At 60.1% G+C, this 13,931-nt stretch carries 11 protein-coding genes and 4 tRNA genes; 2 read left to right on the forward strand and 13 right to left on the reverse strand.

Annotated elements, in window-relative coordinates; all coding sequences use genetic code 11:
• Window position 1: 1 nt before the first annotated feature.
• From ACS5Q8_RS19535 to gltX, 12 genes are all read right to left on the reverse strand, one after another.
• A complete protein-coding gene (locus ACS5Q8_RS19535; RefSeq protein WP_276194072.1) occupies window positions 2-1,282 on the reverse strand; it encodes a hypothetical protein in 1,281 nt (426 codons plus the stop codon).
• A 93-nt stretch (window positions 1,283-1,375) separates the two neighbouring features.
• Window positions 1,376-2,296, reverse strand: a complete 921-nt coding sequence (locus ACS5Q8_RS19540) for a hypothetical protein (RefSeq protein ID WP_276194073.1) — start codon at window positions 2,294-2,296, stop codon at window positions 1,376-1,378.
• A gap of 125 nt (window positions 2,297-2,421) precedes the next feature.
• Window positions 2,422-3,228 (reverse strand): hypothetical protein, encoded by an 807-nt coding sequence (locus tag ACS5Q8_RS19545; protein WP_276194074.1) that lies wholly within the window; start codon window positions 3,226-3,228, stop codon window positions 2,422-2,424.
• A 429-nt stretch (window positions 3,229-3,657) separates the two neighbouring features.
• Window positions 3,658-4,623, reverse strand: a complete 966-nt coding sequence (locus ACS5Q8_RS19550) for a tRNA dihydrouridine synthase (protein ID WP_276194075.1) — start codon at window positions 4,621-4,623, stop codon at window positions 3,658-3,660.
• Between the two features lie 55 nt (window positions 4,624-4,678).
• Window positions 4,679-5,113: an acyl-CoA thioesterase gene (locus ACS5Q8_RS19555; RefSeq protein ID WP_276194076.1), complete on the reverse strand. Its 435-nt coding sequence runs from the start codon at window positions 5,111-5,113 to the stop codon at window positions 4,679-4,681.
• 38 nt (window positions 5,114-5,151) lie between these two features.
• Window positions 5,152-5,985 (reverse strand): alpha/beta hydrolase, encoded by an 834-nt coding sequence (locus ACS5Q8_RS19560; RefSeq protein ID WP_276194077.1) that lies wholly within the window; start codon window positions 5,983-5,985, stop codon window positions 5,152-5,154.
• Window positions 5,986-5,998: 13 nt separating this feature from the next.
• Window positions 5,999-6,538 (reverse strand): TetR/AcrR family transcriptional regulator, encoded by a 540-nt coding sequence (locus ACS5Q8_RS19565; protein WP_276194078.1) that lies wholly within the window; start codon window positions 6,536-6,538, stop codon window positions 5,999-6,001.
• A gap of 183 nt (window positions 6,539-6,721) precedes the next feature.
• Window positions 6,722-6,797, reverse strand: a tRNA-Glu gene (locus ACS5Q8_RS19570).
• A 78-nt stretch (window positions 6,798-6,875) separates the two neighbouring features.
• Window positions 6,876-6,951 (reverse strand) — tRNA-Ala (locus ACS5Q8_RS19575).
• A gap of 50 nt (window positions 6,952-7,001) precedes the next feature.
• A tRNA-Glu gene (locus tag ACS5Q8_RS19580) sits at window positions 7,002-7,077 on the reverse strand.
• 77 nt (window positions 7,078-7,154) lie between these two features.
• Window positions 7,155-7,230, reverse strand: a tRNA-Ala gene (locus tag ACS5Q8_RS19585).
• 147 nt (window positions 7,231-7,377) lie between these two features.
• A complete protein-coding gene (gltX, locus tag ACS5Q8_RS19590) occupies window positions 7,378-8,859 on the reverse strand; it encodes a glutamate--tRNA ligase (RefSeq protein ID WP_247403104.1) in 1,482 nt (493 codons plus the stop codon).
• Window positions 8,860-9,055: 196 nt separating this feature from the next.
• Here gltX and ACS5Q8_RS19595 point away from each other — a divergent pair, with 196 nt between their 5' ends.
• A complete protein-coding gene (locus tag ACS5Q8_RS19595; RefSeq protein WP_276194079.1) occupies window positions 9,056-10,102 on the forward strand; it encodes an HlyD family secretion protein in 1,047 nt (348 codons plus the stop codon).
• On the forward strand, window positions 10,092-11,642 hold the full coding sequence (locus tag ACS5Q8_RS19600) for an MDR family MFS transporter (protein ID WP_465159347.1): 1,551 nt from the start codon (window positions 10,092-10,094) through the stop codon (window positions 11,640-11,642). Before ACS5Q8_RS19595 ends, ACS5Q8_RS19600 begins: the two co-directional genes overlap by 11 nt.
• Before the next feature lie 120 nt (window positions 11,643-11,762).
• On the opposite strand, the gene uvrB is transcribed toward ACS5Q8_RS19600, so the two are convergent.
• Entirely contained in the window at window positions 11,763-13,778 is a 2,016-nt protein-coding gene (gene uvrB, locus ACS5Q8_RS19605) for an excinuclease ABC subunit UvrB (RefSeq protein ID WP_247403098.1), read from the reverse strand.
• Window positions 13,779-13,931: the final 153 nt, after the last annotated feature.

Genomic DNA, 13,931 nt, shown 5'->3' on the forward strand with positions numbered 1-13,931 from the left:
CTCAGACCAGCTTCAGGGCCCGAAACCCCGAATTCATCCAACGCGATGAGGCCAAGTCGTGCTTTTCTCCATAGAAATCCAGCACCCCATCGATCACCGCCACCGAATGCCCATTGTCCGCCAGGGTGCCGATCGCACCCTTGGCCAACTCTGCGACCGTACTTTCACGCAAGTAGCCAAACAACCCGAGGCGGCGCAGCGCTTCGCCTGGGAACTCACCATCGTTGAGGGTATGCAGAGCCGCCGTGTAACTCTCGCGGGCACGAAAATCGTTGTTCTCGATCTGCGCGCGTTTGGCGCTGACCGCGTACAAAAAGTGGGCGGCATCCAGCAACTGCCGATTACGGCCATAAAAGTTCGACTCGGCGGCGGCCTGGCGCACTTCCTCGTGGGTCAGTTGCAGCCGGAAGGAATCTCGCATGACCACGTCATATCCGGCCGGGGTGATTTGAACCTGCTTATAGATCCCCCCGGGGTCCCGCCCGAACCGGATCATCGCCGCCTTGATCGCCGATACCGTGACGCAATTGCCTTCTACCCCTTGGTAAAATCCACTCCAGATGTCCGCAGGCCGGATGCTCGGGACCACAGGGACGGCGTCGCGATTGCTCGAGGGCGACGCTTGATCGTTGAACAAAATGTACCCGTAACCCCGATCCACCTTTTGCGGAGCGCCACGGTCATGCCTGACCCCCTCGCGCACCAGCGCCGCCCCGCGGTTATGGGTTTCCAGTACACCGACCGCCCCCTGGCCGGCCATATCGCTCACCGAAACAAACTGAGACAGGCCGAACACCCCCATACCCTGCAGACAACGCTGGGGAGTCTCGCCCTCGAGCGTCTTCGACAAGGCGGCTTCAAACGTGGCATACCCCTGGGTCAGTTGCTTGCGCTTAACAAACGCTGCAAACACAAAGTTGGCATCCTTGACCACGTCGCTGTCTGCCCCCGCGAAGCGTGAAGCCTGCGACGCCTGCTGCAACTCCTGGCGGGACAGGTGCAGCTTGAATTCATCCTTCATCGTGACGTCGTACCCGTCCCCCGAAGGTACTAACTCATTAAACATCGCGGCTGGGCGCTGACCGAACGTCACCATCATCAACTTGATCACGGCCGCGTGGGTGCTGCAATCAAAGTTCTCGCCAAACCGCCGCTCGGTTGCGTTGAACGCCAAAGCGATATCAGCCGGTTTTTCACCTGCAGGCCTCACCGGAAATACGCGCAAAGCATCGCGTTGCTGGGCTGTTGCATTCATTGAACGGCCACCCGTGGAGATATTCATGCACTGAGTTCCTGACACCTTAAAAATCATTTGTCGAACAGACAGCCAGATTCAGACTGGCTGCACTGTTCGCTGAACTGAAAACAACCGTCGTCACATTAGGGCTATGGCATCACCCTGCGTGGGGGCTTTTCCCTGTCGGCCCCACAGCTCTTCGCGGCCGTTGATAACCGCCACCGAATGCTGGGCCCGATTGCACATGCCCAACTGCCCATTGGCGAGTTCGCGCACAGAAACCTTCTTCATGTGCTTGCTCAACCCCAGCCGCTTCAAACCCTCCCCCGCCCCCCTCTCATCCTCGCCATCATTCAGACTGCGAATCGCCGCGTTAAAACTGCGCGCCGCCCTGCCATCGTTGTTTTCGTTCTGGGCACGCTTGGCACTGACCGCAAAGAGAAACTCCGCATCCTTGAGCATCTCTTTGTCACGTCCGACAAATTTTGCCCCCCGCGCGCCTTCGGTGAGCTCCCGGTCCGTCAGGTTGACCGATACACCATCGCGCATGACCACCTCATAGCCACGCTCGGTTTTTTTCACTTCCTTGAAAATATCCGTAGGGCTTTGGCCAAACCGGTACATCGCCGCCTTGATGGCCGACACCGTCACACAGTTGCCATCCGGTCCTTGGCGAAAGCCGCTCCAGATGTTGTCGGGCTTCGCACCATTGCGTTTTCTCGAAAGGCCAGCAATGTTCGCAGCAGGCGCAGGTTGTGGTGCCGCCGGCTCTGGCATCACGCGCGGCGCGACCTCAGGTCGGGGCGGGGCTATATCCGGCACGGCTTTATCTTTCTTATCAGACACCAGGCTGATTAATTGAGTAAAAAAAGACGTGAACAGTGTCACTAACTTATCGACTGCATCTGAGTTATTCGCCACGCCAGCGCGGTTATCCTGCGCATTTATCGGCCGGGGATTATTTCCAGAGGCCGGATCATTTACGACCCTGTCGAATTGAGGCAATTGTTCATTTTTTGCACTCTTGGAATCAACCGAAAGTAACTGACGCACACCCACGACACGCGCAATATTATTAATTGAACAACACGACATACATGCCTCCACTGGCGTGCACTTCCCGAAACATTAAACTTCAAAGAAGTGCGCGCCCTATTCGTTCTTATTAAAAGAGGTTGATAACGTCAGGACCGGCGCAGTGACCGGGGGCTGATGCGCCAGTCCCTCGAATCAAATCGACTTTCCGCCGGCCCAGGGCTGGTGACATCCGGGGCGGGCGTATCCGGCAGCGGCGGCGGCGGCGTAATCGGCGGAACCACGGGGACAGTCGGTTGCGGAGTGACGCCATGCGCATGGCTGGGCATCACGCCAGGACTTGGGGTCGGCCTGACATGGGAGTGAATGTGACGCTCCGGCATCACGTTAAGCTTGCGAAGTGTCTCGGGCAGGGGCGGGACGTGGGGTAAAGACGGCATCACCCTCGGCACCACTTCGCTGTTCGCAAGCGCCTTGGTATCAGGGCAAGGACAGTGGCCGACGTTTACATTCACCTGCACATTGGCATTGGCATCCTTGGTCACGGAGACGCCGGATTTGTGCACGTGCGGTAACACCGACAAAGCGTGCTGCCCTCGCGGGTCAAGCGTCAATGTAGAGTGTCCCGGCAGTTGGCGCGCATCGACTGGAGCGGCGAGCGGCTTATACTGAGTGGGGAATGCACCAGGCGCACTATTCTTCCCCGACAATATCTCGCGCATGGTTTTGAAGACTTGCTCCAGCATGTCAATCAACCGCGAGAAGCCACCTACGTCAATCGTCATTGCATTGTTCGCCACGTTGAAATGGTCATGACGTAACGCCACAGGAGTGGCAAGCGCGTTGCCCACAGAAGTACCCGATTGGTGGATGGCTGTCGACGCAGATGACGGCTGCCGCCCCGTGGCGGTTGTATCAACATTGAGGAAGGGCGAATGGTTAATCGTTAGAGACATCAGCGAGTTCCTTATTGGCACGCCCCGGCTCAGTTAATTGGCCAAAGACGCGAGAGTTTTTCTTGGCTGAAAGCAACTCACGCTGCTTCACAGTCCGTACTTTCGTGGAAGGTGAGGCCATCGAGTTCCAGAAATCGCGACTTATATAAGGAAACCAAATCAAACTTTCGGATTTTGCCTCATGGCCATTTAGAAAAACCCGCACCCCAAGTACCCCTGCCGAACATTAACGGGACACACACGCTAATAAACCCTGTTCTGCGCAACTTACCGATACAACCCTAGACACTGCGCAGCCGCCGAGTGTGATATTCCAACCCCCATAAACGCAAAATGCCCCGCATCTTTCGATACGAAGCATTTTATTGAAAAACCCCACCCATTCATCCACTGTTGCAATGCACTTTAAAGGCATTCAAGTGTTATAGCTTATGACTCAGGTTCACCAGAATGGGCCATCCCCAGCAATCGACTCACCTGCTTCAAATCGGTCTCGCGGCGCATTGCGGTAAACAACTCCACCGCCTCGGGATAATTGCGCGTCAACATTGCCAACCACTGCTTCAGCCGACCGGGTGCCTGACGTTCGGTCAGTTGCGCCACCGACTGGGTCCAGAAGTCCTGGAGCATCGGCTGCATTTGCGCCCAGGTCATTGCCACAACCTCTTCACCGGCCCGCGCCGCCGCGATCTGCCGCGCAAGATCCGGACGCGCAACCAGCCCGCGCCCGAGCATGATGTCTTCGGCGCCGCTGACTTCGCGGCAACGCTTCCAGTCTTCGACACTCCAGATATCGCCATTGGCAAACACCGGCACCTTGACCACATCCTGCACGCGTGGAATCCACTCCCAGTGGGCCGGCGGCTTGTAGCCATCGGTTTTGGTCCGCGCATGCACGACGATATGCGCCGCACCACCCTCTGCCAGGGCCGTCGCGCAGACCAGCGCGCCATCCGGGCTATCGAAGCCCAGGCGCATCTTGGCGGTCACCGGGATATGCGCCGGCACCGCGCGACGCACATGCTCGACGATGCGGTTGAGCAACTCCGGCTCCTTGAGCAGCACCGCACCGCCGCGCGACTTGTTGACGGTCTTGGCCGGGCAGCCGAAGTTCAGGTCGATCACTTGCGAGCCCAACTCGCAAGCCAGCGCCGCGTTTTCCGCCAGGCACACCGGGTCGGAACCGAGCAACTGCACACGCAGCGGCACGCCAGCGGCGGTGTGGGCACCGTGCAGCAGTTCCGGGGCGAGCTTATGGAAATACGCCGGGGTGAGGAGGCGGTCGTTGACGCGGATAAATTCGGTCACGCACCAGTCGATACCGCCCACGCGGGTCAACACGTCCCGCAGGATGTTGTCGACCAACCCCTCCATGGGCGCTAAAGCAATTTGCATGGAAAACACTCAACAAAAATCGTGGCGCAGTTTACTGGGTTTCCCGTCGCAACCGTTAACCCCCTGTCAGGGCGGGGCCGTAGCCGTCGAGAAACTCCGCCGGCATGCGCTTGGGCTTGCCGCTGGACAGTTCGATGCAGACGAAGGTGGTTTGCGCGCGCAGTAAGGTCGCGCCGTCGCGAGGGCGTACCAACTGGAAACGACGGGTCATTTTCAGGCGCTGGTCCCAGTCGACGATCCAGGTCGCCAGTTGCAGCTCGTCGCTTTCATAGGCCGCTGCCAGGTAGTCGATCTCATGGCGTACCACGGCCATGGCGCGGTCCAGTCGCCGGTACTCGGTGAGGTCCAGCCCCAGGCGCTGGGAATGGCGCCAGGCACAACGTTCCAGCCAGGACACGTACACCGCGTTATTGGCGTGCCCCAGGCCGTCGATATCCTCAGCGGCGACCTGCAGATCGATGATAAACGGCGTTGCCAAATCCCAGCCCATGCCTTGCTCCAGTCGATTGATGTCGGCAGGGCAGTGTATCAGGCAGTTTGGCGCGCCTGTAAACGGCAGCCCGCCAGCAGGGCCAGCACCGCGTCGACCACCCGGGGATCGGCCAGCACTCGCTGGTGTCCGCCCTGCTCCAGGCGCAACAGGCGGCTGTCGAACCAGGCGTCGTGGATGACCTGGGACGCGCTGACCGGCACGAAGGTATCGTCTTCGGCATGCACGATCAGACCGGGGAGGTTCATCTGGTAATGGGCCACATCCAAATGCTTGAGCGGCATGCCCAGGGTCAGCTCGACCTCCTGGATAAACGCCGAGCGCGCCCGCGACGGCAACCCGACCATGCCGGCGAACCCACACAGCACATCAAGGAAGCGCGATGGCGCAGCAATGCTCACCAGCGCTTCGGTGCGCAGCCCCAACTGCACCGCCAGCATCGCACTCGCGCCACCCATAGAGTGGCCGACCACCGCATGCAGCGGCGGCAGCTCGGCCGCCGCTTCAAGCATGGCGCGGGCAAACAGCAGCACGTGGGCTTCACGCCCCGGCGAACGGCCGTGAGCCGGGCCATCCAGGGCAATCACCGAATAGCCGTTCTCCACCAGCGCGGTGATCAGGCTGGCGAACTGGGTGGGCCGCCCTTCCCAACCGTGCATCAGCAGCACCGCCGGGCCTTGGCCCCAGCGCAACGCCGACAGACCAAAACGCAAGGTGATGCGCTCTGCGTGCGCCAACAGCGGCAACTCCCACTCACGCGGCGGCAGATCCCGTGGGGTCATGAAGACCCGCCGCATGGTGTTGGCCACCGTGTGCGGCGCCAGGCGCCCCAAGGTGCCGTTGACGCTACGAATCCAGGTCAATGCGCCCATTCTGCAAACCCTCTTAACGTATGGCCGACTTCGCGGCACGCAACACACGATCCGACAATTCACCCGACCCCAGGGCACGCGCCAATGCCAGCCCACCGACCATCAAGGCCATGTCCGACAGGGCCTTGTCGGTGTCTTCCGGGCTGGCGGCCAGTTGCGCTGCCATCAACTCCACATGCTCATTGAGTACTTGGCGAAACGCGTCCGGCAGGCGGGCCATCTCGCCCACGGTTGCCGGAATCGGGCAGGCCTTGGCCGTGGAGTCACGGTGCTTGCGCGACAGGTAGAACGCCGCAACCAAGGCGCGGCGTTCTTCGCCGGTGAGTTGCGCATCCATGTCGTCAATCGATGCACGGCGCTGGGCCAACAATTGGCTGAAGGCTTCGAGCATCAGCGCATCCTTGCTTTCAAAGTGCGCGTAGAAACCGCCGACGGTCAGCCCCGCCGCGCCCATGACTTCACCGACGCTCGGCTCGGCCGGGCCACGCTGGATCAACGCGGCGCTGGCGGCCTGCAGGATACGTTCGCGGGTTTGCGCTTTTTTATCGCTCATCGTTGCCTCCGACTCTCATGGATTTAATATTATAACCATAATAATATTTCGCAAGCGAGTGGCATAACCACTGGCCAGAAGCCCGCATGGGCAAGAGAAAGGAGAATTGGCCAAACGCCAGACAAACAAAAGGGCCATTCAATAATTGAATGACCCTTAAAAATCCCGCAGAGCGGGTAATCGTGGCGTCCCCTAGGGGACTCGAACCCCTGTTACCGCCGTGAAAGGGCGGTGTCCTAGGCCACTAGACGAAGGGGACACAAACCTTCTATACAACTGATCAGGCTGAGACTGATCGATTCAAGTACGGCGTGGCCAGAACCTTGAACCTGTAAATTGGTGGAGCTAAACGGGATCGAACCGTTGACCTCTTGCATGCCATGCAAGCGCTCTCCCAGCTGAGCTATAGCCCCGGATTTTTCGCCTCGCGGCGCAGCAGACCTTGCGAACTGCTTGTTGAAACTGGCGTCCCCTAGGGGACTCGAACCCCTGTTACCGCCGTGAAAGGGCGGTGTCCTAGGCCACTAGACGAAGGGGACAAAACCTTCTGTACAACATGATCAAGCTAGGCTTGATCGATTCAAGGACGGTGTGGCCAGACCTTGAACCTGTAAATTGGTGGAGCTAAACGGGATCGAACCGTTGACCTCTTGCATGCCATGCAAGCGCTCTCCCAGCTGAGCTATAGCCCCTCATCGGTGAGGACGGGGCGAATCTTAATGGCGCTTTGGAAACGTGTCAAATTTATTTTCAACAATTTCCAAAGTTTTTTGCCGGGATAACAATCACTTACCAACCAAACCCCGAAAAACCGGGGTTTGGCCGCTACAAGCGCTGACTCAGGCAATAGCGCCCAGCAGCTTCTCCCACTCTTTGTTTTCTTTCTTCGACACACCACCAAGCAAATCAAGGGCTTGGCGCAGACGGAAACGCGTGAGGTCCGGACCGAGGATTTCCATCGCATCGAGTACCGACACCGAACTGGCCTGCCCGGTGATCGCGGCAAACATCAGCGGCATGGCATCGCGCAATTTCAGCTCCAGGGATTCGACCACCGCCTGGATCGTCGCGGTAATGGCGTCCTTCTCCCACTGGCGCAGGCTTTCGAGCTTCCACAGGATCAACTGCATCAACTGGCGAACCTGGTCGCCGGAGAGTTTCTTCGACTCAAACAGCTTCGCATCCGGGTTCACGCCACCGGCAAAGAAGAAACTGGCCAACGGTGCGACCTGGCTGAACGTCTCCACCCTGCCCTGCACCAGCGGTGCGATCTTCATCATGTACTCGGGGTTCAACGCCCACTGCTGCATGCGGCTGGCAAACGCTTCCACTGGCAGGTCGCGCAGCCACTGGCCATTGAGCCACGACAGCTTCTCGATATCGAAGATCGGCCCGCCCAGCGAGACGCGTGACAGGTCGAAATTGTCGACCATTTCCTGCAGCGAGAACTTCTCGCGCTCGTCCGGCATCGACCAGCCCATGCGCCCCAGGTAGTTGAGCATTGCTTCGGGCATGAAACCCATGCGCTCATAGAACGTCACCGAGGTCGGGTTCTTGCGCTTGGACAGCTTGCTCTTGTCCGGGTTACGCAGCAGCGGCATGTAGCACAGTTGCGGTTGTTCCCAGCCAAAGTACTCGTAGAGCAGGATCAGCTTCGGCGCCGACGGCAGCCATTCTTCACCGCGCAACACGTGAGTGATGCCCATCAGGTGGTCGTCGACCACGTTGGCCAGGAAGTACGTCGGCAGGCCGTCGGTCTTCATCAGCACTTGCATGTCCATGCGATCCCACGGGATCTCGACGTCACCGCGCAACATGTCCGGCACCACGCACACGCCTTCGCTCGGCACCTTCATGCGGATCACATGGGGCTCGCCGGCAGCCAGGCGTGCGGCCACTTCTTCTTTGGACAGCAGCAGCGCACGGCCGTCGTAGCGCGGGGTTTCGCCACGGGCCTGTTGCTCGGCGCGCATCTGGTCCAGTTCCTCGCTGGTGCAGAAGCAAGGGAATGCATGGCCCATGTCGACCAACTGCTGGGTGTACTGCTTGTAGATGTCGCTGCGCTCGCTCTGGCGATACGGGCCGTGCGGGCCGCCGACGTCCGGGCCTTCCGACCAGGTGATGCCCAACCAGCGCAGGGCATCGAAAATCTGCTGTTCGGACTCGCGGGTCGAACGCAGTTGATCGGTGTCTTCGATCCGCAGGATGAATTCACCGCCGTGCTGCTTGGCAAAGCAGTAGTTGAACAAGGCGATGTAAGCAGTGCCGACGTGGGGGTCCCCGGTAGGCGATGGCGCGATGCGCGTGCGGACGGTGGTCATGGCAGGTCTCGAATGGGCGATATAACTGAAATTAAAACAAGGGGCGAATGGTAACAGCCATGGGCACTTAGGCTCCAGCGTCCTCCGTACCGAGCATGGCATATAGGCCAAGTTTGGGTCTGGAGTCTCGCTATAGCTATTTGCCAACTGGCTGGCTGGTTATATTCCATTACCTCTTGTTACAGACGCCACGCCCATGCCTGCCCCACTGAAACGCCGCCTGCTTATATTCGCATTGATCGTGAGCCTGATCGCCCTGGGTTTCTTCGCCCAGTGGTTCTTCAGGGGCCGCTTCTACGAAAGCACCGATAACGCCTACGTACAGGGCGAGATCACCCGGGTCTCCAGCCAACTCGGCGCGCGAATTGTCGAGGTGCTGGTCGGTGATAACGAGCACGTGCAACAAGGCCAACTGCTGGTGAGGCTTGAAGACGACGACTTCCACCTCGCCGTGGACCGCGCCAACGCCGCCCTCGCCATGCGTGAAGCCGAGCGTACCCAGGCGCAGAGCAAGCTCACCCAGCAAGCCAGCCTGATCGCCGCCGGCGAAGCCAAAGTGGCGTCCAGCCAGGCCAGCCTGGGCCGTTCGCAGATCGACCTGTCCCGCGCCCAGACCCTGCGCAAACCCGGCTACGTCTCGGAAGAACGGGTAACCACCCTCTCCGCCGACAACCACATCGCCCGCTCCCAAGTGACCATGGCCCAGGCCGACCTGCAGGGCCAGCGCCAGCAGGTCAACGCCCTGAATGCCGAGCTCAAGCGCCTCGACGCGCTGATCGCCAACGCCAGAACCGACCTGGCCCAGGCCGAGCTGAACCTGACCCGCAGCGAAATCCACGCGCCCATCAGTGGCCTGGTCGGCCAGCGCGCCGCGCGCAATGGCCAATACGTGCAAGCCGGCGCCTACCTGCTGTCGATCGTCCCCGACCAGGACATCTGGATTCAGGCCAACTTCAAGGAAACCCAAATCGGCCATATGCAGCCCGGGCAAAAGGCCGAACTGACCTTCGATGCTTATAGCGATACACCGATCGAGGCGCGGGTCGACAGCCTGTTCGCCGCCTCCGGGGCGCAGTTCAGCCTGTTGCCGCCGGACAATGCCACCGGCAACTTCACCAAAGTCGTACAACGGATTCCGGTGAAACTCACGTTTGCTGCGGATAACCCGCTAAAGGGCAAGATCCGCCCCGGCATGTCCGTCACCGTCAAAGTGAACATCAAAGACCAGCCTGATGGCCGGTGACCCACTGCTGCGCCCGGTCGGCGAACCGACCCGGCGCGACTGGATCGCGGTGATGAGCGTGATGCTCGGCGCCTTCATGGCGGTGCTCGACATCCAGATCACCAACTCGTCCCTCAAGGACATCCAAGGCGCGCTGTCAGCCACCCTGGAAGAAGGATCGTGGATTTCCACCTCCTACCTTGTGGCCGAAATCATCATGATCCCCCTCACCGCCTGGCTGGTGCAGTTGCTTTCGGCACGGCGGCTGGCGGTGTGGGTGTCGATAGGATTCCTGATCGCCTCGCTGATGTGCTCCATGGCCTGGAGCCTGGAAAGCATGATCGTGTTCCGCGCCCTGCAAGGCTTCACCGGCGGCGCGCTGATCCCGCTGGCGTTTACCCTGACCCTGATCAAGCTGCCCGAGCATCACCGCGCCAAAGGCATGGCGATGTTTGCCATGACCGCCACCTTCGCGCCGTCCATCGGCCCGACCATCGGCGGCTGGCTCACGGAAAACTGGGGCTGGGAATACATCTTCTATATCAACGTGCCCCCCGGGCTGCTGATGATCGCCGGACTGCTCTACGGCCTGGAAAAAAAGGCGCCCCATTGGGAGCTGCTGAAAAGCACCGACTACGCCGGCATCGTCAGCATGGCCATCGGCCTGGGCTGCTTGCAGGTATTTTTGGAAGAAGGCCACCGCAAGGACTGGCTCGAGTCGAACCTGATCGTCAGCCTGGGCAGCGTCGCCTTGCTGAGCCTGATCACCTTCGTGATTGTGCAACTGTCCAAGCCCAACCCGCTGATCAACCTCGGCATCCTGGCCAATCGCAACTTCGGCTTGTCGAGCATTTCCAGCCTGGGCATGGGTGTCGGGTTGTACGGTTCGATCTATTTACTGCCGCTGTACCTGGCGCAGATCCAGAACTACAACGCGCTGCAGATCGGCGAAGTGATCATGTGGATGGGCGTTCCCCAGCTGTTCCTGATCCCGCTGGTGCCGAAACTGATGAAGTATGTGTCGCCGAAATGGCTGTGCGCCTTAGGATTCGGCCTGTTCGGCCTGGCGAGTTTTTCCTCGGGCGTGCTCAACCCGGACTTTGCCGGCAGCCAGTTCAACCAGATCCAACTCATCCGCGCCCTCGGGCAGCCGTTGATCATGGTGACCATCTCGCTGATCGCCACGGCCTACATCCTGCCGCAGGACGCAGGCTCGGCTTCAAGCCTGTTCAACATCCTGCGCAACCTCGGCGGCGCTATCGGCATTGCGCTACTGGCGACCCTGCTGGATGCGCGCACCAAGGTCTATTTCGATTATTTACGCGAGGCGATCGTGCCGACCAATCCCCAAGTCGCGGAGCGGCTGGCGACGCTGACGGAGCAATTGGGCAACCAAACGGCAGCGCTGGGCAAACTCAGTGAGATTGCGCACCAGCAGGCGCAGATCATGGCCTACAACGATGCGTTTCACTGCGTGGGGCTGGCGTTGGGGGTGAGTATGGTCGCGGTTTTGTTGACCAAGGCGTTGCCGGCGGGGCTTAAGGCTGGGGAGAGTCATTGAGACCGTGTCGCGCCTATCGGGAGCAAGCTCCCTCCCACATTTGACCGGGTTCCAACGTTGAAATGCGGTCAAATGTGGGAGGGGGCTTGCCCCCGATGAGGCCAGTACAGCCACTACCAATCAGACTGCCAGCAAGCGCTCACGCAACTTACCAATCTCATCCCGCGTCTGCGCCGCCGCTTCGAATTCCAGATCCCGCGCCAACTGGTACATTTTCTCTTCCAACTGCCGGATACGCTTGGTGATCTCGCTCGGCGAACGCAGTTCGTTTTCGTACTTGGCACTTTCCTCGGCGGCCTTGGCCATGCCTTTGCGCTTCTTGCTGCGCGAGCCAGGCACGGTGGCGCCTTCCATGATGTCGGCGACGTCCTTGAACACGCCCTTGGGCGTAATGCCGTTTGCCAGGTTGAAGGCGATCTGTTTGTCGCGACGGCGATCGGTCTCGCCAATCGCCCGCTCCATGGAGCCGGTGATGCGATCGGCGTAGAGAATTGCCCGGCCATTGAGGTTACGCGCTGCACGGCCGATGGTCTGGATCAGCGAACGTTCGGAGCGCAGGAAGCCCTCCTTGTCCGCATCGAGGATCGCCACCAGCGAGACTTCCGGCATGTCCAGGCCTTCGCGCAGCAGGTTGATCCCCACCAGTACATCAAAAGTACCCAGGCGCAGGTCGCGGATGATTTCCACGCGCTCCACGGTGTCGATGTCCGAGTGCAGGTAGCGCACGCGCACGCCGTGGTCGGCCAGGTAGTCGGTCAAATCTTCGGACATGCGCTTGGTCAGCGTGGTGACCAGTACCCGCTCTTCCAGGGCCACGCGCTTGCCGATTTCCGAGAGCAGGTCGTCGACCTGGGTCAACGCCGGGCGGATTTCGATTTGCGGATCGACCAGGCCGGTCGGGCGTACCAGTTGCTCGATCACGCGCCCCGCATGCTCAGCCTCGTAATTGCCGGGCGTCGCCGAGACGAAGATGGTCTGCGGGCTGATGCGTTCCCATTCGTCGAAGCGCATCGGCCGGTTGTCCAGCGCCGACGGCAGGCGGAAGCCGTATTCCACCAGGGTTTCCTTGCGCGAACGGTCGCCCTTATACATCGCGCCGACTTGCGGCACGCTGACGTGGGATTCGTCGATCACCAGCAGCGCGTCGTCCGGCAAGTAGTCGTAGAGCGTCGGCGGCGGCGCACCGGATTCACGACCCGAGAGGTAGCGTGAGTAGTTTTCGATGCCGTTGCAGTAGCCCAGCTCCAGGATCATCTCCAGGTCGAAGCGGGTGCGTTGCTCCAGGCGCTGGGCTTCCACCAGCTTGTTGTTGGCGCGCAGGTACTCCAGGCGCTCGGCCAGTTCGACCTTGATGCCCTCGACGGCGCCCATCAGGGTTTCGCGCGGCGTGACGTAGTGACTTTTGGGGTAGAAGGTGAAGCGCGGCAGTTTGCGGATCACTTCGCCGGTCAACGGGTCGAAGGCCGACAGGCTCTCGACTTCATCGTCGAACAGCTCGATGCGGATCGCTTCCAGATCGGACTCCGCCGGGTAGATGTCGATCACATCGCCGCGCACGCGGAAGGTGGCGCGGGCGAAGTCCATGTCGTTGCGGGTGTATTGCAGGCTCGTCAGCCGACGCAGCAGTTCGCGCTGGTCGAGTTTGTCACCACGGTCAACGTGCAGCACCATCTTCAGATAGGTTTCCGGGCTGCCCAGGCCATAGATGCACGACACCGTGGTGACGATGATCGCGTCCTTGCGTTCCAGCAGCGCCTTGGTCGCCGACAGACGCATCTGCTCGATGTGGTCGTTGATCGATGCGTCCTTCTCGATAAAGGTATCGGAGGACGGCACATAGGCTTCGGGCTGGTAGTAGTCGTAGTAGGAAACGAAGTACTCCACCGCGTTGTTCGGGAAGAACGCCTTGAACTCGCCATACAACTGCGCGGCCAGGGTCTTGTTCGGTGCCAGTACCAGGGTCGGGCGGTTGATCTGCGCGATCACGTTGGCGATGCTGAATGTCTTGCCCGAACCGGTCACCCCGAGCAGCGTCTGGTGCGACAAGCCGGCTTCGATGCCTTCGACCATCTGGCGAATCGCTTCGGGTTGATCGCCGGCGGGTTCAAAGCGGGTGACGAGCTGGAAATCCGACATAACGTACCTCTTTCAAGTCACCCCCGGCTGCACTCCACCAAGGACGAAAAAAACTCAGCGACCCGCGAATTCTCATCGCAGGTTGCAGGAAAAAACCATGATAGCTGTAGAAGTGGTGGCTAATGTGTCGGGTTTCAAGGCAATCGTCCGACC

Source organism: Pseudomonas sp. PAMC25584, from assembly GCF_058135675.1.